The 19,978-nt window shown below is 37.7% G+C and carries 19 protein-coding genes and 2 pseudogenes; 13 read left to right on the forward strand and 8 right to left on the reverse strand.

What is annotated here, in order from left to right:
* Positions 1-62 precede the first annotated feature (62 nt).
* From V7K27_RS26530 to V7K27_RS26560, 7 genes are all read left to right on the forward strand, one after another.
* The gene (locus V7K27_RS26530) at positions 63-1,028 is read left to right on the forward strand and encodes a chlorophyll a/b binding light-harvesting protein (protein ID WP_334951267.1); all 966 of its coding nucleotides are present in this window, start codon (positions 63-65) and stop codon (positions 1,026-1,028) included.
* Between the two features lie 97 nt (positions 1,029-1,125).
* Complete coding sequence (locus V7K27_RS26535) at positions 1,126-1,401, forward strand: hypothetical protein (RefSeq protein ID WP_334951269.1); 276 nt, start codon at positions 1,126-1,128, stop codon at positions 1,399-1,401.
* A gap of 238 nt (positions 1,402-1,639) precedes the next feature.
* Complete coding sequence (locus tag V7K27_RS26540) at positions 1,640-4,762, forward strand: hypothetical protein (protein ID WP_334951271.1); 3,123 nt, start codon at positions 1,640-1,642, stop codon at positions 4,760-4,762.
* Positions 4,752-8,456, forward strand: a complete 3,705-nt coding sequence (locus tag V7K27_RS26545) for a helicase-related protein (RefSeq protein WP_334951273.1) — start codon at positions 4,752-4,754, stop codon at positions 8,454-8,456. The genes V7K27_RS26540 and V7K27_RS26545 overlap by 11 nt, the downstream gene beginning before the upstream one ends.
* Positions 8,457-8,635: 179 nt before the next feature.
* Positions 8,636-9,232, forward strand: coding sequence for a hypothetical protein (locus V7K27_RS26550; RefSeq protein WP_334951275.1), 597 nt, complete (start codon positions 8,636-8,638; stop codon positions 9,230-9,232).
* Positions 9,233-9,276: 44 nt separating this feature from the next.
* A complete protein-coding gene (locus V7K27_RS26555) occupies positions 9,277-9,480 on the forward strand; it encodes a type II toxin-antitoxin system HicB family antitoxin (protein ID WP_109007161.1) in 204 nt (67 codons plus the stop codon).
* The gene (locus V7K27_RS26560; protein WP_334951277.1) at positions 9,477-9,704 is read left to right on the forward strand and encodes a type II toxin-antitoxin system HicA family toxin; all 228 of its coding nucleotides are present in this window, start codon (positions 9,477-9,479) and stop codon (positions 9,702-9,704) included. Before V7K27_RS26555 ends, V7K27_RS26560 begins: the two co-directional genes overlap by 4 nt.
* Positions 9,705-9,723: 19 nt before the next feature.
* On the opposite strand, the pseudogene V7K27_RS36585 reads toward V7K27_RS26560, so the two are convergent.
* Positions 9,724-9,903: pseudogene (locus tag V7K27_RS36585) on the reverse strand (hypothetical protein); the annotation flags it as partial.
* A 29-nt stretch (positions 9,904-9,932) separates the two neighbouring features.
* Between V7K27_RS36585 and V7K27_RS26565 the strand changes: the two are divergent.
* Positions 9,933-10,481: a pentapeptide repeat-containing protein gene (locus V7K27_RS26565; protein WP_334951278.1), complete on the forward strand. Its 549-nt coding sequence runs from the start codon at positions 9,933-9,935 to the stop codon at positions 10,479-10,481.
* 63 nt (positions 10,482-10,544) lie between these two features.
* Here V7K27_RS26565 and V7K27_RS26570 read toward each other — a convergent pair whose 3' ends face one another.
* From V7K27_RS26570 to V7K27_RS26585, 5 genes and pseudogenes are all read right to left on the reverse strand, one after another.
* Complete coding sequence (locus tag V7K27_RS26570; protein ID WP_334951279.1) at positions 10,545-10,688, reverse strand: hypothetical protein; 144 nt, start codon at positions 10,686-10,688, stop codon at positions 10,545-10,547.
* Positions 10,685-11,086: a hypothetical protein gene (locus V7K27_RS26575; protein WP_334951280.1), complete on the reverse strand. Its 402-nt coding sequence runs from the start codon at positions 11,084-11,086 to the stop codon at positions 10,685-10,687. The genes V7K27_RS26570 and V7K27_RS26575 overlap by 4 nt, the downstream gene beginning before the upstream one ends.
* Positions 11,083-11,622, reverse strand: coding sequence for a hypothetical protein (locus V7K27_RS26580; RefSeq protein WP_334951282.1), 540 nt, complete (start codon positions 11,620-11,622; stop codon positions 11,083-11,085). Before V7K27_RS26580 ends, V7K27_RS26575 begins: the two co-directional genes overlap by 4 nt.
* 79 nt (positions 11,623-11,701) lie before the next feature.
* Positions 11,702-11,881, reverse strand: a pseudogene (locus V7K27_RS36590) (hypothetical protein); the annotation flags it as partial.
* Entirely contained in the window at positions 11,821-11,994 is a 174-nt protein-coding gene (locus tag V7K27_RS26585) for a hypothetical protein (protein ID WP_334951283.1), read from the reverse strand. The gene V7K27_RS26585 and the pseudogene V7K27_RS36590, both read right to left, overlap by 61 nt.
* Before the next feature lie 59 nt (positions 11,995-12,053).
* Between V7K27_RS26585 and V7K27_RS26590 the strand changes: the two genes are divergently transcribed.
* The gene (locus V7K27_RS26590; RefSeq protein WP_442947649.1) at positions 12,054-12,458 is read left to right on the forward strand and encodes a pentapeptide repeat-containing protein; all 405 of its coding nucleotides are present in this window, start codon (positions 12,054-12,056) and stop codon (positions 12,456-12,458) included.
* A gap of 77 nt (positions 12,459-12,535) precedes the next feature.
* On the opposite strand, the gene V7K27_RS26595 is transcribed toward V7K27_RS26590, so the two are convergent.
* A complete protein-coding gene (locus V7K27_RS26595) occupies positions 12,536-12,676 on the reverse strand; it encodes a hypothetical protein (RefSeq protein WP_334951286.1) in 141 nt (46 codons plus the stop codon).
* A gap of 32 nt (positions 12,677-12,708) precedes the next feature.
* On the opposite strand from V7K27_RS26595, the gene V7K27_RS26600 reads away from it, so the two are divergent.
* The 4 genes from V7K27_RS26600 to V7K27_RS26615 are packed head-to-tail and all read left to right on the forward strand — an operon-like array spanning position 12,709 to position 13,909.
* Positions 12,709-12,912 carry a type II toxin-antitoxin system HicB family antitoxin gene (locus V7K27_RS26600; protein ID WP_334951287.1) on the forward strand — a complete coding sequence of 68 codons (204 nt, stop codon included), beginning with the start codon at positions 12,709-12,711 and terminating at the stop codon, positions 12,910-12,912.
* The gene (locus tag V7K27_RS26605) at positions 12,909-13,130 is read left to right on the forward strand and encodes a type II toxin-antitoxin system HicA family toxin (RefSeq protein ID WP_334951288.1); all 222 of its coding nucleotides are present in this window, start codon (positions 12,909-12,911) and stop codon (positions 13,128-13,130) included. Before V7K27_RS26600 ends, V7K27_RS26605 begins: the two co-directional genes overlap by 4 nt.
* Positions 13,131-13,136: 6 nt before the next feature.
* Positions 13,137-13,415 (forward strand): UPF0175 family protein, encoded by a 279-nt coding sequence (locus tag V7K27_RS26610; RefSeq protein ID WP_334951289.1) that lies wholly within the window; start codon positions 13,137-13,139, stop codon positions 13,413-13,415.
* Positions 13,412-13,909: a DUF3368 domain-containing protein gene (locus V7K27_RS26615; RefSeq protein ID WP_334951290.1), complete on the forward strand. Its 498-nt coding sequence runs from the start codon at positions 13,412-13,414 to the stop codon at positions 13,907-13,909. The genes V7K27_RS26610 and V7K27_RS26615 overlap by 4 nt, the downstream gene beginning before the upstream one ends.
* A gap of 145 nt (positions 13,910-14,054) precedes the next feature.
* On the opposite strand, the gene V7K27_RS26620 is transcribed toward V7K27_RS26615, so the two are convergent.
* Positions 14,055-19,730: an alpha-2-macroglobulin family protein gene (locus tag V7K27_RS26620; RefSeq protein ID WP_334951292.1), complete on the reverse strand. Its 5,676-nt coding sequence runs from the start codon at positions 19,728-19,730 to the stop codon at positions 14,055-14,057.
* Between the last annotated feature and the right edge of the window lie 248 nt (positions 19,731-19,978).

A 19,978-nucleotide genomic window follows, 5' to 3' on the forward strand; every position in this document is an offset into this window, starting at 1 on the left:
GAAATTCCTCTCCCACTCCCCACTCCCTACTCCCCACTCCCCACCCTTAAAGGTATTTAACTATGACAATTACAACTGATAGAACCTTAGCAGCAGACACAGATTTATCGTGGTTAGTGGGTAATGCCCGTTTAATTGATTTATCTGGTCAATTATTAGGCGCTCACATTGCTCATGCAGGCTTAATTATGTTTTGGGTAGGAGCAATCACAATATCTGAAGTTACACGCTTTGTTCCTAGCGTACCAATGTATGAACAGGGATTGACTTTGTTACCCCACTTAGCAACTTTGGGCTGGGGTGTAGGTGCTGGAGGTGAAGTAGTCGATACCTATCCCTATTTTGTAATTGGCATTTTGCATTTAATTGCATCTGCTGTGTTGGGTGCAGGTGGACTTTTCCATGTTTTTCGCGCTCCGGCAATTTTATATAATGTCGGTGGACAGGTGGCGAGATTTCACTATGAATGGAATGACCCGAAGCAATTGGGTTTAATTTTAGGTCATCACCTGATTATTCTGGGTTTGGGAGCCTTTTTGTTCGTGCTAAAGGCAACGATTTTTGGGGGAATTTATGACACTAACTTGGGAAATGTCCGCCTGATTAGCAATCCCAATTTAAACCCAGGAACAATTTTTGGCTACTTAGTTGGTCTGAAAGATGGTAGCTGGACTCCTTTAGGAATGGCAAGTGTTGACAACTTAGAAGATGTCATTGGTGGTCACATTTGGATTGGCTTCATCTTAATTGCTGGTGGCGCGTGGCATATTCTTGTACAACCTTTTACCTGGGTAAGACGAATTTTGCCAATTGAAAATGGTGAAGAAATTCTTTCTTATAGCTTACTGGGTTTAGCTTTAATGGCTTGGATTTCTGCCGCGTTCGTGGGCTATAACACGACAGTTTTTCCGAGAGAATTTTACGGTTCAGAACGTCTAGGATTGGCAGATATTCAGTTCTTCCTTGGTGTCGTAGCCTTCTTAGGTTATGTTTGGCACTCTTGGCGATCGCGTCAAGTTAATAGTTAATTAAGTTTCGCTCAACGCTAGCTAAATAAAGTCCTATGCCTGCGGTTAACAGCAGTGGACTGCGGGCATTTTTTTAGAATTTTTATGAGGACAACTAATGTTAACCATGATTTTGTGCGCCTTTTGCACTTGGACAATAATGATTCTATTTATTGGTAGTGCCTGGTTAACCTTGAAAAAAGGGATAATTCATTTAAAAACGCTGCATGAAATTCCCTGTTCTGGTTGCGAATATTTCACCAACGACTACCGCCTCAAATGTACTGTACACCCAAAAAAAGCTTGTTCTGAGGATGCGATCGCCTGTATTGATTTTGAGCCGAAAACTTCTTCTTGTAATGCTTGCGAGAAAGGTAGGCGAAAGCTTTGTTAAAAATATGCGATCGCACTTGTAAAAATTTGGGTGTATTGGAGTGCGATCGCTCATTCCTAGTTTGATGTCAGTAACTTTGGTTAATAAACTTTTATTACTAAAAATTAATAATCTCAACATTTTTTCTCTAATTCTAACTTTGGTACATTGATACTATATAATTCACCAGATAAGCTAAACTCTTCCCAAAAGCTTGCTGACTGCTATATTCACAAAATTGAAATATTTAACTTGAACAGTGGTTGCACGTATGACATCAAGACATTCTATTGAGGAAAGCTCAAATCCATTAGCCCCATTAGATTACAGTCCATTACTAGACAGAATTTTAGAGTTGATTAAAAAAAAGAAAATTTTTCAATTTTCTCCAGATAGGAAGAAACTCAGGATATCTGCTTATGATATCGCCTATGAAATTGCCACAAATCGAGAACTACACCCACAAAGTCCCTTAATTCAAAATGTAGGCATTCAAGCCGCAACCGTAAATTTTATTTCGGAAACAGAGTTTTATTCTAAAATCAAAACAATCAGAGATGAATTGCAAAAACAACTTGATACTGCTTGTGGAGAAAACAAAACTAAATCTTCCTTAGAGAATCTTTGCACACAACTGTCTAATTTTAATAGCAATCAAGCTGGTTTACCATTTAAATATCCTTTTAACAAAACTTATACTTTTACATCTCAGCGCTTAATTATTGAGAACAGGTTGGCTGAAGAGAGACGCAAAGGAGGAGAGTCAATAATAAAAGCTCATCACTTGAATGTAAAATTTGAAGGCATAAATAAGTTTAATAGTCAGTTAGTTGATAGTCTTAAAAGTTATATAGATAATATAGCTGATCCGGATTCGCATGATTGGCAAGAACTGATAGAAATTTTAAATAACACATCAGGTCAAAAAAATTCTGAACTCACTGAATTTAGAAAAATAGTAGATACTGAATCTCTACCGAGACTCTTACGAGACATCAAAATAGATTATCTAGATTATTTGAGAAGAGAATGTGCAAAAACTAATATACGTTATTCTAATGCAGAGGGTTTTGAGTGCTTAGAAACATTAATTAATCGGCTGAGATTACTATCAGATTATATTAATGATGTAAATTTAGAAGATTCGCATTATGAAGTAAGTTATTTACTGGATAAGCCGCTTAATCTCAGGACAGATTTTTCTCAAGCAAATGCCTTTGATATGTTACCTATCATTCCTGAGTATGAAGGAGTAATAGGAGAAAGCGTAGATAAAGATAGAGGTATCAAAGAATTCAACTTAGGTTTGAGGCTGAAACTGAATGGTTCTGTAAATTCTTATGAAGAAAACTCCGTATTGGATTACTTTATGAGCGAACTTGATCCTAACAGTCAGCGTCATATCGACCAACTGAAAGATCCAGCAAAAGCCAAGAACTTCAAACAGGAAGTTTTGAGAATTGCTTGTCTATATTATTTAATTTTTGCTATCGATGAAGATGGTAAGACATCTGATAAAGATTATAATCCTATTCCTAAATTTGAGGCTGATGTTTTAAATAAATTAAAAGTGGGCGAGACTTCTAATGATGAGGTCAGAAATTTATTAATCAAAATTAGAAGCCTTATATTAACTCAGGATAGTTGGCAAGTTAGACGGAAGTTAGCAGCTTTAAGAAACTTGCTGCAAACTTTTCTTAGTAAAAAAGAAATATTGCCATCTTTTTCTAAGATAGTGCAGCTATCTGTTAACAAGGAAATTCTCAATAAGACAAGCTCAAAAATTATCAAAACTCGTAATTTTTTCAAACTCGATTTAAATCAAGAAAACCAATCACAAGCTAAAGAAAAAGCTAAAGAAGCCCTGGCTTATGTGGAGGTTGTAGCGCCTACTGTGAATGAACAATCTCTTACATCACTAGCTGTCACTTTTACCTTTGATGATGTTCGCTACTTTACAGATGGTGACAAGCAAGATTTCTCAATGAAATACGATATTGCAGAGATTAAAACATTGCCAGTAATATTTTCTCCAATCGGAGAGAAAGATGGCAAACCTATCTCTCACCCGATATATGATAAATACTTTGCAAGTCAAAACATTATAGTTATTTATTACAAATCCAAGGAATTAAGAGAACAAATATTTAAAAATTCCCAATCGCCAGAAGCAAGTTTATATCGACAGGTATTCACTTTACTAAGTTACTTATGCATCAGTGTTTGTCGAGAGCAAGTTAGCCTAGATACTCAGAAAAAAGAAAAACTATTTATCCCAATTTTTCGATTTCATCTCCAAGATATTCAGAAAGTAGCAGAAGATGAAGTGTTTCTCAATTCTTTATCGAAAGCATTAGCACATATTCTTCGCCGCGATTGCTTGGCTGATACTCAAGGGCTGAATATTAAAACAATAGATAAATACTTTGATTTTAGAGTGCAAAATGCATTGTCCTCAATGTACGCTTTGATTCCCAAAACATTTGAATTTAAAGGCGTTTATCAGCCTAAACTTGAAGATAAACTCGCAATTATAGTTGTTTCTAGCTGGTTGAGTGATGCAGTTTGGGATGAAAAAGATAAACCTGTCAGAATTTCCAATATATATGGTGAAATTATTGTCATTAATAAGGTATCTGACACAGCAGTAAAAGTTGAACCTATCAAAACATTTGCAGACAATCAACCTCATTCTAAAATATCTACAGAGTCAGAGGTTGTTAGAGATGAAATTAGTAAACTTTACCAACAAGGTTATAGACATTTTCTATATATAGCAAAAGCTCCCTATAATAGAAGTTTGGGTATAACTAAATTAGAATCAGACCCCGATTCATTATTTTTCATGTCTCAGAAGGTAGTTGAGTATCTCAAAGAAGGGAGACCCGATATTAAGCTGTATCCAGTCTTTATGGATACTTACCCTGCCATCAACTTGATTGAAGATAAAGCTGATTCTTTTTATATTCCTGATATTGAAGAATTGGAGAAGTTATCCTTAGATAAAAGCCAACAAACTAGAGTATTTCTTAACCTGTTTACAGGGCGGACTGTAGATGAAAAACGCACAGTATTTAACAGCGTAGTTTGTTACAGCACCTTATTAAATATTTATGATGTTGCCGATACAAGAGATATTATGGCAGGTTTATTAGATAAAAATTCACCTTTACAACAGACAATTTTACAATATATTACTTTGTTCCACTTCTCCCGATATGAAGTAGTTAGAAATATTGCACTTAAGCTTAACCCTTACAGTAAGCTAATTGGTGATGAAGGTATCGGTAAGATATCTACTTATAGTTACTCAGCTAAAAATGTTAAGTTTAATAACTTAGCCTTTTTGACCGAAATCAGGAGTGCGCTTTATGACAAATGATTTAGGCATCAACTTAGGTCGGGTATTTGAGATAAGTTTTAATATTGGAATTTTAACTTACTTTCAGCACTCCAATATTCAACACTCCTATGGCGATGTTTATCTCCAAGCTTTAAGTAAGTTATATCTGCATAAAATACAACAAGCTATAGCTAAGAAGTTCATAGATAAGTCTCATCAAGAGATTATCGGAGATTGGGTAAAGTTATTTATCCAAAAAGGCTGGACTTCTGGATACAGCTTTATTCGAGAGTATATCGAAGCTACTGACTGGCGCACGAAAAGCAAAATAGAAATTCTCTATTTTCAATGTGATTTCTATAACGACAACGCTTTTGGGATTTTAGATAAAGATGAGATAGATTCCTATAAAGAAGTTTTGGAAAGCCAGGGATTTGAAAATGTAGATATCATTCGCTATAAAGATACTGGCGAATTTTTGAAAGCTGATACTCTCTTATTGACTCGGTATTTGGGTAAGTATCGAATCTTAGTTATAGACTTGTCTACCTTTACAACTTCAGCTATTCATTCTGTCACTGACTTAAATAACATTCAAAGTTTATTAGAATCATTAAATACTGAGTTAAATTATGTGCGTTCCAAGTCTAGTTTTTGTGGACTTGGTATCGATACTGGTAATAGTAGCGATAAAGATAACAAGCTTAACGAGATTTATTCTAAAGAATTGACTCACTACTTCTGTGCTTTCAAGACTAAAGATAAGGAAGCCGTTAAGGTTATTCAAGCCTGTAGTTATGCTTGGAGCTTTTATAAATTTCTGCTGTCATCAGGTAAAATATTAGCAACTGACGCAGTTAAGTTTAATTGCTTTGGGTATAGTGACAGAATGATTAACGGCATTGCCTTGACTAAAGAAAAAGACGATGCTCAAAATAGTCTGAAAATATTAAAAAATTGTTATGAAATTTATAAATATAAGAGTTCTAAAGATATTGATGAGAGCCGCAACACATTACTTCAAGTTATTAAAAGTAATGCTGCTAGAAACTTTCAGGATGGCAAAAGGTTTGTCAACAATATAGTTGAAACGAAAAAAGATACAATAAACTATATCCAAAATACTGAGGTATTTGAGGCAGGTAAAGACTTCTTTAATACAGCTGATATTGTACCTGAATCTGTGAAGCGATCGCTACATCTGACAGCAACAGAATTCAGAGATGCTCATGCAGAGTTGATACATCGAGCGCTTGCAGATTCTAGAATACCATTCCTGTTTTTAACGGGAAATCCTGGCGTTGGCAAAACTACCGCAGTCGCAAATAAAATTATTCACCAATCAGATGAAGGTTCGCTTTTGATATATATCAGTCCACGTATTCAGGTGAACCGAGATATTATCGATAAGTTTGAAGATAAACCATTATTAAAATTGGTTGGAGATAATTTAATTTGTATTAATACAAACAAAAGAATCTTAGATTATGCAAATAGTGGCTATGCAGTTGAATATTATAGCAACCAACTTAATGGAGAACGTCTAATAGGGCAAGTTAAATTTCTTGATGCTAGCACCTTAAAGGAAAAACTGCTTGACCTTCCAAGTCAATTGGTTAGATATGCAGATAACTTAATACAAGTAGAGAACCGCAATCAGGTAGGAGTTTTAGCAAGTTTATGCGAAGCAATTCACACCTGCATCATTAATCCTAATTTACCTAATAATATCATTGCTACAGCGTCAATTCAATCACTCAAAGAAACTCGCTATGGTAATACTTTAAAGCATTTTGGAAGAATATTTAGCAGTGCTTATAATTCCTCAAGTAAGCCTCCTGGAATTATCCCAAAGAAGATGAAAGAAATCGCCAGTCGAATGAAAAATATTTTCATTATGATTGACGAAATTACAGGTTCACAAGAAGGAGTAGCTTTTCTACATGGCATTATCGAGTTTATCGAAGAATATGATTTATTAAATCCTGAATATGGCTTTAATGTTAAGGTAATTACCGCCGATGCATCACTGACAATACAAGATATAGTTAAGAGTCATCTTGCTAACAATCAAGTTCAGGGAGATAAAATCTTTGTTCGGCAAGTTTCAGACTCACCAGGACAATGTTTGTTTATCGAAGAATTTGACTTTCTACGTAAGCCTGCAACTTTAATTAATGCAAACTCCTATCCTGCTGCCAAACTTAACTTTAATTATCATATATTTATACAGTCAGTAAGCTCAGAAGATGTTACAAATGAAAGTTTAATTTTGGATGCTAAAGTCGCTGAAAAAATCAAAGAGGATATTTTGAGGCTACTAAAACTAAATGATGGACAAATTATAGTTTATATTCAAAATAAAGATAGCCTTAAGTATTTAATTACTCAAATTTCTAGAGAATACCCTAAATTTAAGCTTCATGAAGAATATTTGGAAATACACGCTAGCTTGTCAGATAAAGAAGAAGCTGAGATTCAGAAATACCGAAATAAAGTAAAAGTAGTTTTTATGACTGCTTCAGCATCTCGTGGTTTATCTTTCCCTCAAACCAAATATATTCTTGTACAGATTCCTGGGTTTCAGATTGAGCAAAACTTGATGGAAATCATACAAGTAATTTACCGAGGAAGAGGAGGTGAACTAGATAAAGGTGAGAAAAATTTGACTTTTTACTTATCTGATAAAGCGGTGTATTACCCCAAGCAGGTTGATGAAGATGGAAAGCGTTTAAATGCTGATGAATCGGAGCAACTTGCAAATCTTTCATTACAAGAGGCTTGCTTGAATATGTTAAATATTCTTATTATTCTTAAAGCCTCTATTATGACCCGGATTATGGGTTCAGGAAAAATAGGTAGAAAGCAATACGTGATTATTCCTATCGGGGGTAAGGCAATTAGTCAAGCAGGGGAAACATTTATTGGTTCATTGTCTAATTTATTAAGGGAAATTCGTAAGGAATTTAAAAAGCACCCTGAAGACAAGGTATTGGAAAGCATAGAACAGACTTTGTATAAATTGCTTTCTGTGCATAAAACTGAAATTAGCCCTTTTTCTAACAAGAAATCTTTACCTGAAAATGAAGAAGTATCCTATTTTTCAATAGCCTTTAAAAGTTTTTCACAAATTGAGACTAGCCTCGATAACTTGCTAAGTCTTCCACCGATTGAAAAGACTTACGTAAGAGGTAGTTTACTGATTGTACCTTTGTCAGATAAACTAGTAAAAGAAACTAATTATATTGACTTAGAAAAAATTCTTGACCAAGGGCAGAATGAAGATTTTATAAAAAAACTTAAGCTTTTGGTGATATCAGGAAGATACCCAAAACAAATTACAAGTGCTGCTTATTCCTTGATAGACTTGGCAAAAACACTTTTTAGTGAGTTAGAACGTTCGCAAAAATTAAGTCAAACTTCACTTTCATCAGAACGTTATTATGCTTTGCCTATACAGACATTCTTATCTTTCCAGGCTTTTCAAGACTATTTTGAAAATGAGAGGAAAGTTTCTAATCTGTCTTTCCGGGATATTTTAGCTCGGTACGTTTCTACACTCGCTTTAGCATATAATATTTTACCGATTGACTCTAATTATCAAAATATTCCTTACGTAGTCTTTAATAGTGGTGCAATGGATAAACTAGGGAAAAGCCTATTTAATGAAAACCAAATATTCCAGTCTAAAGAAATGAATATTCTCAATTTAATTCTTTCCCAAGAAGATTGATTTTAAATTAACTGTCAATATTAATCACTAACTAATTAATTAAAGTATTTTTTCTTAAAAAAAATGGCAAATTGTAATACTAGTATATGTGTTACAAAATGAAGTGCGGAATGTGGGTTATAAAATCTAGTTAAACTAAATGATAAGATAAGTCACCATGTCATCACCAGACAAATTCCATGCCATATAGTCAGTTCACTCTCAGCAAGGCAAAGAAGGCGTTTGATCTCACTATCGTTGAAGATTCTCGGTTCTTCCCAGAGATTGAATCCATTTCTCCCAGCCCCAGATTGGCAAGTGAACTCGAAGATTTACCTTGGACGATCGCTGTCGGTTCAGAAAAGGCTCGCTCTGAAGCCATTGTTTATCCAGTGCTACAGGAAGTCAGGCGTATCCTCAATCGTCAGATCAGTTTATTTTCTGGACGAGAGTTTAATGTAGATTCAACTTGTGATCTGACTGGCTATGTTGACTTTTTAATTAGCCATTCACCAGAACAACTTATTATTGAAGCTCCCGTTGTTGTGGTAACTGAGGCGAAAAAAGCTGACCTCAACGAAGGACTGGGACAATGTGTGGCGGAGATGGTCGCGGCTCAACGCTTTAACGAAACTTCCGAGAATATAATTTCCACTATTTATGGTGTTGTCAGCAGTGGTACTCAATGGCGGTTCATGAAGCTCGAAAGACAAACGGTAACAATTGACTTAACCGACTACCCGCTACCACCAGCAGATCAGATTCTTGGCTTTTTGGTGTGGATGGTTAAGGTGTAGGCCAAAAATCATTAAAAATAGAAAAGTAAGTTCATTGTCAAGTTATGAAACTCAAAGTTGTATTAGAACCCAGTGACGAAGGCGGATATACCGTCCATGTTCCCTCACTTCCTGGCTGTATCAGTGAAGGAGAAACTGTGGAAGAAGCATTAGAGAATATCCAAGAAGCAATAGAACTTTACCTTGAACCATTGGAAGATGAATTGATTACTCAAGAAGGCGTAATTGTCAGGGAATTGGTACTGTGAGCAAAGTTCCCAATTTACCCTACACTCAGATTATCGCTGCTTTAGAACGGGATGGATGGATAGTTGTACGCCAGCGAGGTAGTCACATTAGATTAGAAAAAAGCATACCGGATGAAGTCTTGAAATTGACTGTTCCAGCTCATCGACCAGTTAAACGTTCCACCCTAGCTAAGATTTTAAAGCAGGCTCGTATGGAGTTGGGAAGATTTTTAGATTTGTTGTAGCCAAAGATGGCATAAATAATTACTTCCCATCCTCCAGTATTAATGTAGACTCAGCAGTACGTCCAAATTCTTCTGGTGCATATTGCAAATGTACTTGGGCACCAGGCCAAGAAAATGTCCCAGGAGTAACAGAACGGACTAAGTAATGCAGGCTATAAACTCCTGGTTCCAGGTGGTCAGCGTAGGCGATAATGCGATCGCTTTTTTAGTTAATGTAGGAGGTAAATAATGGTTTGGGAAATTACTGCTGAAGAACTGCTGGAGCGTTATGCTGATGGGGAACGTAACTTTGCTGGAATCAAATTGGCTCATTATGGACTCTATGGATTTCGCCGCTCCAAACATAGTGGACTCGATCTTGATGGTGTGGTTTTGCGAGATATCAACCTGCGAGGGGCTGACTTGCTTAATGTCTATCTGATTGGAGCCGATTTAACTGGAGCCGATTTGGGCGGTATTTGCTTGGAAAGTTGTTATTTGGTAGGAGCAATTATCCGCGATGCTAATTTGCGTGCTGCCTGTTTGGATTGGAGTGCTTTCGATAACGCTGACTTGCGAGGAAGTAACTTGGATCACATGAATGCCAGTTGTGCTAATTTCCCTGGAGTCCAAATTGGATCTTTTGAGTATGCTGTTCTCGCTCGAACCTATTTCAAAGGCGCTCATACCGATGACGGTATGATTTGTCGGGGTTCCAATTTGATCTGGCGCACTACCCTGCCTAGTGGGATTGTAGTAGAAGGTCCACAGTGGGGGAATGATCGTGATGCCAGATGAGGATAATTCTTCATCAGTTGCAGTCATTAGAGAAGCCGATGGGGTATCAAACTGTGATACTGTTTAAGACTCAATATTTATATCTTGCAAGAATTCACAAGAAAAGAGCGATCGCTTTTTGTTGATGTTGTAGTATTGCGTAGGCGTAGCCCGCACTTCTCTACGAGAGGCTGCGCCAACGGCTTGGCTCAGTGACCACCCTTTCAACTACCCTGTTTATCTAGTATTAGATTCCTCAACTTTTCTTCATCAAAAGTAAGCCCGTGACGTTCCAAATATGGGCGCAAATTTATTTTAATGAATAAATCTTTTAATTCTTGGGCAATTTCTTGGGGTGGATTTCCTGATAATGCGATCGCAATTAAACGTTCTGCTGCTCGAAATTCACCACAGTCTATTGCAAGAGTTGCAGCGCTACGATGTAACACTGAACGAGTCGGTTCGGCATCAAGTTGATTGGCAATGAGTGCAGCAGCTTGAGATTCTTTTTCAAAAGCTTGTCGAGAAACGTGACTAGCTTGCTTTAAGTCTCCTCTGAGTTTAGCAGTAAAAGCTGCTTCGGCCAAATCCATCGCCTGTTTATGCAACTCCTGAATCTGACTCATTTTTCCACAATAAAAGATAGGGGTCTGCTAAATTCAACAATAATAATGTAGGCAGGAAATTCGCCATCTGAAGGATTAGTTTGCTCAATTTTTTGTTTGACTCTAGCTCTAACCCTGCTATCATCTGCTTTACGTATACCTGAAACTTCCAGCCTTACTTTATTTTGAAACGGAAGTTCACCTGCTTCATCTTCGCTACCTAACCAATAATCAAATCCAGTGCCTTTGCGCGATCGCTCAATGACTGTAAACTGAGTTAATTGTCTGATGAGCATAAAAGCAATGCCATAGGCTGCTTGTTCTGTGGTGAACTCTTTATCATTCCAGCAACGGAGCATTTGCTGTGTAACAGGTTGCCAATATAGTCTAAATCTGGCGGTAAATTCTCCATTAACTGTGAGTTCTACACCCTGTAAATGACCTTGATCCTCCAAACACACCGCACAAGCTTCTGCTAAAGCTGCTCCAAAAGATGGAGTTATAGCGGGTAGTCCTTCTTCTAATTTAGTTAATACTAACTCTTGGCGTTTATCCAAGCTAAATAGAGCGAATCTTACCGTGATTATTTTGATTATACTTTACTTGCAGTTGCAGAAATGCAATAAACTACAATTATTATTTTCCATCCTCCAGTATTAATGTAGACTCAGCTGTACGCCCAAATTCTTCTGGTGCATATTGCAGGTGAACCTCCGCACCAGGCCAAGAAAATGTACCAGGAGTAACATAACGGACTAAGTAATGCAGACTATAAACTCCTGGTTCCAGATGGTCAGCATAGGCGATAATGCGATCGCTTTTTTAGTTAATGCGGGAGGTAAATAATGGTCTGGGAAATTACTGCTGAAGAATTGCTGGAGCGGTATGCTGATGGGGAACGTAACTTTGCTGGAATCAAATTGGCTCATTATGGACTCTATGGATTTCGCCGCTCCAACATAGTGGACTCGATCTCGATGGTGTGGTTTTGCGAGATATCAACCTGCGAGGGGCTGATTTGCGTAGTGTCTATCTGATTGGAGCCGATTTGACTGGAGCCGATTTGGGCGGTATTTTCTTGGAAAGTTGTTGTTTGGAAGGAGCAATTATCCGCGATGCTAATTTGTTTGCTGCTAATGTGAGGCACAGTTCCTTCGATAAAGCCGACTTGCGGGGCAGCATTTTGAGTCAAATGAATGCCACATTTGGTCATTTCTGGGAAGTTCAAATGCGAAGTCTCGAAGATGCTATTCTCATCGAAGCTGATTTCAGAGGCGCTCATACCGATGACGGCTTGATTTGCCGAGGCATGAATTTGATTTGGAACACCACTATGCCCAGTGGAACTGTCATTCACGGTCCCCAGTGGGGGAATGGTCGTGATAACAGATGATAAAAATTCCTCATCAGTTGCAGTGATTAGAGAAGCCGATGGGGTATCAAACTGTGATACTGTTTAAGACTCAATATTTATATCTTGCAAGAATTCATAAGAAAAAAGCGATCGCATTCTCTTCTCTCGGTAGCAGTAGTGCGATCGCCACTTTCAAATCTTCGCACTTCAATTACAATGCGTAGGCGCAGCCCGCCGCAGGCATCGCCAAAAATCATTAAAAATAGAAAAGTAAGTTCATTGTCAAGTTATGAAACTTAAAGTTGTATTAGAACCCAGTGACGAAGGCGGATACACCGTCCATGTTCCCTCACTTCCTGGCTGTATCAGTGAAGGAGAAACTGTAGAAGAAGCATTAGAGAATATCCAAGAAGCAATAGAACTTTACCTTGAGTCATTGGAAGATGAATCGATTACTCAAGAAGGCGTAATTGTCAGGGAATTGGTACTGTGAGCAAAGTTCCCAATTTACCTTACACTCAGATTATCGCTGCTTTAGAACGGGATGGATGGATAGTTGTACGCCAACGAGGTAGTCACATTAGATTGGAAAAAAGCATACCGGATGAAGTCTTGAAGTTGACTGTACTCTTGATAGTGGTGAAAGTAACGTTATTTGGTAGTAACTTTACCAATTTAAAGTTAAAATCAAGAAAAATCAACTATCCTTGAACAAACATGAGTATTAACGTGACCTTTCCCGAAGAATTATTAATTGCGGCTAGAGAAGAAAAAGAGACATTTTCTCGCAAAGTCATAATTTACACCTTGGGACATCTTTATCAAGAAGGTAAAATATCAGCAGGTATTGGCGCACAGGTATTAGGATGCGATAAATACACTTTTTATACTCTTTTATCTGAATATGGCTTTTCGGTCATTGACTATACAGAAGAAGAATGGAAATTAGAAGTGCAAAGTAGCCGAGAAATAGCTTCTAAAATTCAGCCGAAATGAAGATTGTCGTCAATTCTACACCGCTTATTGCTCTATCTTTGATTAATAAATTAGAGCTTTTAAATCAGTTATTTGATGAAGTAATTATTCCTTCGGCGGTCTATCAAGAAGTTGTTATCTCTGGAGCTAGTAAACCTGGAGCAATTGAACTAAATAATGCTAGTTGGATTCAAGTCCAATCCGTGACACCATTATCTAATATTGAACCTCTGTTACTGGGATTGGATCGAGGAGAATTAGAAGTTATTCTATTAGCAATTTTAATTAAACCAAATTGGGTAATTATCGATGAAAAATTAGCCAGAAGAGTAGCAAAAGTAATGGGATTGTCTGTCAAAGGAACAGTAGGAATTCTCTTGGCTGGTTTTCATGCAGGTTATATGTCTAAACAAGAAACATTAGATTCATTACAACAGTTAATTGAGCATGGAATCCGCCTCAATTCTCAAATAATTAGTTGGGTAAAATCAGAATTAGACAATCCTGAAAGCTAAGATAACTATCCAGTGCATTAGCGTACTTTAACGAAAGTATCGCTTTTTGAGTTGGGGTTTTTGGTAATGCAAAATTAATTTTTGGAGATAGAGCAATCCTAACTATCAATTCTTAATGAGATTGACTTTGAAAGATGAAGTTATATTACTTGCTATCCTCTAATATCAGTGTAGACTCAGCTGTACGCCCAAATTCTTCTGGTGCATATTGCAAGTGAACCTCCGCACCAGGCCAAGAAAATGTACCAGGAGTCACAGAACGGACTAAGTAATGCAGACTATAAACTCCTGGTTCCAGGTGGTCGGTGTATGCGATAATGCGATCGCGGTACACATTCTTAAAGCCAAGTTCCCAGTTATCGGCTTTTGCTTGTAATGCAGCTGTGGTAGTTTGAAAACTCGCATCCACCGCCTCAAAACCCGATGGTAGCGGATCTTTAATTACTATATGATCTACGGGGCGATCGCAGATGATTTCTAAACCAATATCAAACACCTGTCCAGATGCTAAAGTCAAGGGTTTATCGAAAGCATAAAGACCTGTTTTTTGTAAAACTTTATCTTTATTTACTTGACTAATTTCTCGTGTTATGCGTAAACCATTAAATCTGCCTGATTGATTTCCTTGCAAGCGATAATTATAAGCAACCAGATAGTGCAAAGTGCCATTACCTGATTTTTGCAGCGTTAAATCATTACGACCACGAGGTAATTTATTCATCGGCACATTTAGCTGTAAACTAGGATTTTGATAGCCTTCAAAGCGATTTTCTCCTAACTTATTACCAGCTAATTGCACTGTGGCAACAAAATTAGGCGGCGTGGGTTGCAGTTGGCTATATTCTACCAAAGCTGTTAAGGCTTGAGCATTGTTATAGTTAGTTTGCCATGTGCCATTCCGTCGTAATGCCAGAAGACTTTGGAATAACTTATCTATAACTTCGGGTTTACTCTGCTTGGCAATAAATAAACGTAAAGCTTCCGCCTGCGTCGCGGTAGACGAACTCATCCATCCCCAACTATCTGGTAAACTTACAACTGCTGTGCGACCAGTTTCATAGATATTCTGTTGTAACTTGTTCACTAATTGTTGAGATTCGTCTTGCCATTCTGGGAATTGAGATAAGTATCGCGCTAGTTTAATTTTAGTTACGACATCAAAGTTATTGCTTTGTCCATAAATATCCGCAAGAAAAGTATTGCGTTTTTCCCCAATTTGTGCCAGTGAGATTAAAGCATTAAGTTGCAGTTGCCTTTTACATAATTGCTGTTTGCAAAAATCGTATTCTCCAGGATTCGCCAGAACTTTTTGCAAATAAGCTTTCAGGCGAGACAGCATTGCAGAATCGACTAAATTAGGGAATACCTGACTGGCTTTAGCCAAAGATTCACCCGTGTATGAAGAAACCCAAGGGTCGGATTTTTCTTGTCCGGGAAAAGTAGTAAAACCACCATCGGCTATTTGGAGTTTTTGTAATTTTTCAATTGCTTTACTTGCCTGTTGGCTAGGATTAAATTCTGCAAATGCTTGACCATATTTTTGGGCAATAGTTTGCAAATTAGCCGCAATTATTAACTGACTTGCAGCCGGTTCAGTAAACGGCAAATCATCATCTTCTAAAACCTGCTTTGCTGGTGCTTGAATCTCCGTTATCAAAGTACTCGCCAACTGAATATCTAAACCTCCCGCATCAGGGAAGGTATTTTTATCAACATTCAGGGGAATCTTCACCTGTTTTTCAGTGACACCAGTTTCAACGACTTGTTCTGTAATTTCAATTGGCTTAATTTCCAAAGGTACTTCAAAAGCATCTGCGGCTGTATTTAGCTGAGTGGTAAAGCGAACTTTAGCAATTCCCACACTATCCGCCACCATTGGAAAGCGATAAGCATGAGTTGCGGATTCAGCTTTGGTTTGCAAAGCAGTAGTTGTGGGGTTTTTCTCAGCAAACTTCACATTACCGCTAAGTTCGCCATTAATTGAGAGATTTCCTGTATTCCCAGTGTTGTTAGTTACAGATAAACCAGCAAGGATGCGATCGCCTGGACGGGCAAACTGTGGCAAAATGGCATTAGTTAGCAGTGGCTTTGTGGTGATAAACGTCGCCTCCCCATTCCCGAAACGCAGATTTCCATCGGTGGCGACAGCCATCACCCGCCATGTAGTTAAGTCATCCGGGAGTTTAAAGGTTATCTTTGCATTACCATTTGCATCGGTGAGGACAGAACCGTTGTAGTAAGCTAAGGCTTGAAAATCAGTGCGAGTGCGAGTATTAGCTGCACCAGTTGAGAAACCACCGCCATAACCCCAACCTTTGGGTTTAGCTACATCTTGTGGTTGTAATATTACATCCGCGCGATTATCGTTAAAGCGGGTAGATATTAGCTGTTCTGCATAAACTGTATCTACCAAATCTGGCGGACGATAACCAGAAAGTTGTAACACCGCTTCATTTACCACCATGACTGTAAACTGTCCTTTGGTGGGGTTTCCCTGATTGTCCTTCAATTCCAGTTGTACTGTTTCTTCTGCACCAGGTTCTAATGATGCTTGCACCGGCTTAACTTGCAGTTTTAAATACTTATCTTCTAAGTTAACTTTAAAAGGTGTAAAACCAATCTTCACCAAGTTATCTAAACTTCCCGCTTCCACTTGGTTTATGGGTTTACCTTGTCTGACTAACACAGCTTCGATGGCTGCATTTGGCAGCATTTCTGGCGTAACTTTAAACTGTATTTGTGGTGCGCCTCCCTGAACTTTGATAATTTGCTGATAAAGGGGTTTGTCTTTAATCACAGCAAAGTACAATTCTGCATCTGGATAGGGAGATTGAATTAGTGCAGTAGCGGTTTCACCCGCTTTAAACTCTTTTTTATCTAATTTAACTTCTAAGACATCTTTTTCTCCCGAACCCCAAAATACTGAATTTCCTCCAGTTGCCCAAATTTGTAAATCTGTGGCACTTAATTCGCTTTTCGCATCACTAAAATTAACTCTAATCCGATATGAAGCAGATTCCGGCGCTGTCAAACTTACCGATTGCGGATTGCTAGCAGATGTAATTTCTGCTTGTCTGACTGTTTTATATTCAACTTGATTTTTTGGTGTTCGGCTACCTTCCACTAACTGCGTAACGCTGCTGTATTTTATCTGTTGTAATTCCAGGCGCACCCGTTGACCTGTTATCGGTTTTCCTGTAGGATCAGTAACAATCACTTCAATGGGAAAAGCCTTACCAGCATCAGCGATAAAATTGCTTTTTAACCCGATGAGGCGATTACTTGGTAATGCTGTAAAAGTTTTGAAATTCGCTACAGATAGATTAGAAACATCTGCAACTTGCACATCTACTCGGTAAGTCATCGAATATGGTAAATCATTAGCCACATTCACAGTTTGACTACTTTTACCATTAGCATCTAGCTGGGCATTAGTTTGCAACACATCACTAGATATAGTCGGAGTTTCCTCCGGCCATAACCATTGTCTACCAAAAGCAAATTCGTCCCAACCTTTAGGAACAAAATTAGCCTGCTGACGAGTAATAAAATATTTTGCTTCTCCACCTTCTACAGGCGCACCAAATAAATAATTACTTGTAGCATTAATATCCACTTTCTCGTCAATGAGAGCAAATTCTTTATCTAAGTTGAGTTCGACTTTAAAATTGGGTGGCTTAAACTCAGCAACCCGAAATTCTCCAGAAATTTCTTGCCCGTTCTTTCCCTTCGCCTGGATTGTATAGTAGCCTAAGCGTTGAGTAGTTTTAATTGGCACTTCCAGAGAAAATGTACCAAATTCGTTTGTAGTTTGCGTACCTAAATTGGTCTTTTGTCCATCAGGATTTACCAAAGTTAATTGGTAAGCAGCATTTTTATCTTGCTGAATTGCACCATTTTGTAAGAAGTCGGCGAAACCAGTCAACCAAGCTTTTTCTCCTGGTTGATACAACTGCCTGTCTGAAAAAATTACCCCGCGTGATTCTGGCTTACCATCTTGCCAACCTGCATCAATACCATATCCATAAACGCCGCTATATTCTTCTGTTCTAGCGAATGCCCAATCTTGATTTTCACGGGCAATTACTAATAATTGTGGTGATTTACTAGAACTTTCATTTCCAGAATAACATTGCGGTAATCCTTCACGAACAATTCTAAAAATTCCATTGTCATCAGTTTTACCTGTTGCACAAGGTACTGGTTCCGGGCGAGATTTCGCCTGTAATTTTGATTGATAAATTTCCACAGCAGCCGCTTTCACTGGCGAACCATCTGTAAGATGATTGACGCGAATTAAGCCTGATTCAGGAAACCACTGAGTAAATACGCCCAAATTCGTCAATTCAACTAAGCCATAAGTCGTAGGTTCTCGCCACAGTTCCTTACCATTCTCCTGATATTTATTAGTACGGGCTTGCACTCCATAAGCTAACATTCCCGTAGCAGCACTTATTTTTTCTCGGAGAGGAACAGCAATGTCAACTGATTGATTTTTTTTCCCTGATACCTGAAAGCTTTGCCAATCAGAAGGTTGTGGTAATAAATCAATACTATTATTAAAATAAACTAAATCTGTCGGTTTAACTACTCGATAAGCTGCTTTGTATTTAGATTCTGGCAGATTTCCCGCACTAATATTTAGCTGTAAATCTTTACCTGTGGGGAAAATATTCAAATCTGATGGTACCCAGATATCCCCAGCTAAATCTCCAGTATCATATTTAACTGTGACAGGTTTACCCAAAGTTTGGCCAAACTTATCTTTGAGATTAGCACCGATAGTAATTGTATAACTTTTGGCAGGTTCTAGCGCATAAGGATTGATACCAACAATTTTATCTTCATCATTTATTTGGATAATTCTCGAAATTTCTTTTGGTGCTGGATTAATCGTAATATTTTCTTTAGCTGAATCTGGGAGTAAGACATTATTAAATTCTAGCTGCGGACTGCCTTTAAGAAATCTTCCAAATGTTCCCCCCGAATCTGGCTGTCCGTAAAAGTTAATTTTCTGAAATGCCAAAGGCGAATAAGTTGCTAACTTAGTGGCAAATTCTTTCTCTGTAGGTAGATTGCCATAAGCCGGACGTATTCCGGGAGAAAATACCAGGCGATAACGGGTTGATTTTTCGAGATTTTGCTGGGGGATGAGGTTATAAATCCAATTGCGTGCTGAAGGGTCAAATTTTTCTAAAGGGTCTTCTTCATTTTTTACTGGTTTTTCTTCTTTGTTGAATTCGACTTTAAAACCTATACCTTTATTTTTCCCTTCAGGAATTAACTGTAAATGTTCTTGTACAGAAGTTAAATCCAATTCTACATTTGAGGTAAATTGCAACTTTGTTTGTAAATCAATTGGTTCAACATCAGCCTTCTCAACAGGATTCACACCAGGAAGATTAGTCAGGTTGATAGATTCAGTATTGAAAGTCCAAGGTAAATCTTTGTCTAGGCGATGATTTTTTAAATCGGCTAACCCGGCTTTGAGGGTAACTTGAAATCTTGTCGCTATTGGCAATGCTTTATCAGCTTGAAATCCCACCATACGCGGTGTTAAAAAGCGAAATTGACCGGGTAAGGGCGGCGACAGTGCAAATCTTTGTAATATTTTTTGCTGTTCTGGACTATCAAGACTTTCAACTGGTATTAAAGCCTCTTTAAAACGGATGCGGATTTGGTTAAGAGATTTCGCATCGCCAATGGGACTAATTTGTTCAATCCAGTCTGGTAATTTTGGGGGTGTGAGTGAGGAAACTACTGGTAGTTGTTCTTTAGCTGAGTTGATAGCAAAAAAATTACACCCTGCCATTCCTAACATAAATGTAAAGAGAAGAATAAACTGTATTTTTCTCTTGCGCCTTGAGGAATGTCTAATTTTTTTTAACGAACCGCCAAGGATGCGAAAGACGCGATAGGTAATTTTATGGTGGAAACGGAGTAAAACTCTGATAATCATATTTTTAGTAATTCAAAATTAAAAATTCGTAAATTATAGCTAACAAAACTTTGCATTACTTTATCGAACAGAATTCAGGAGTCAGAAGTCAAAATTCAGCTAAGATAGTG

It is taken from the genome of Nostoc sp. (genome assembly GCF_036919575.1).
Lineage (GTDB): Bacteria > Cyanobacteriota > Cyanobacteriia > Cyanobacteriales > Nostocaceae > Nostoc.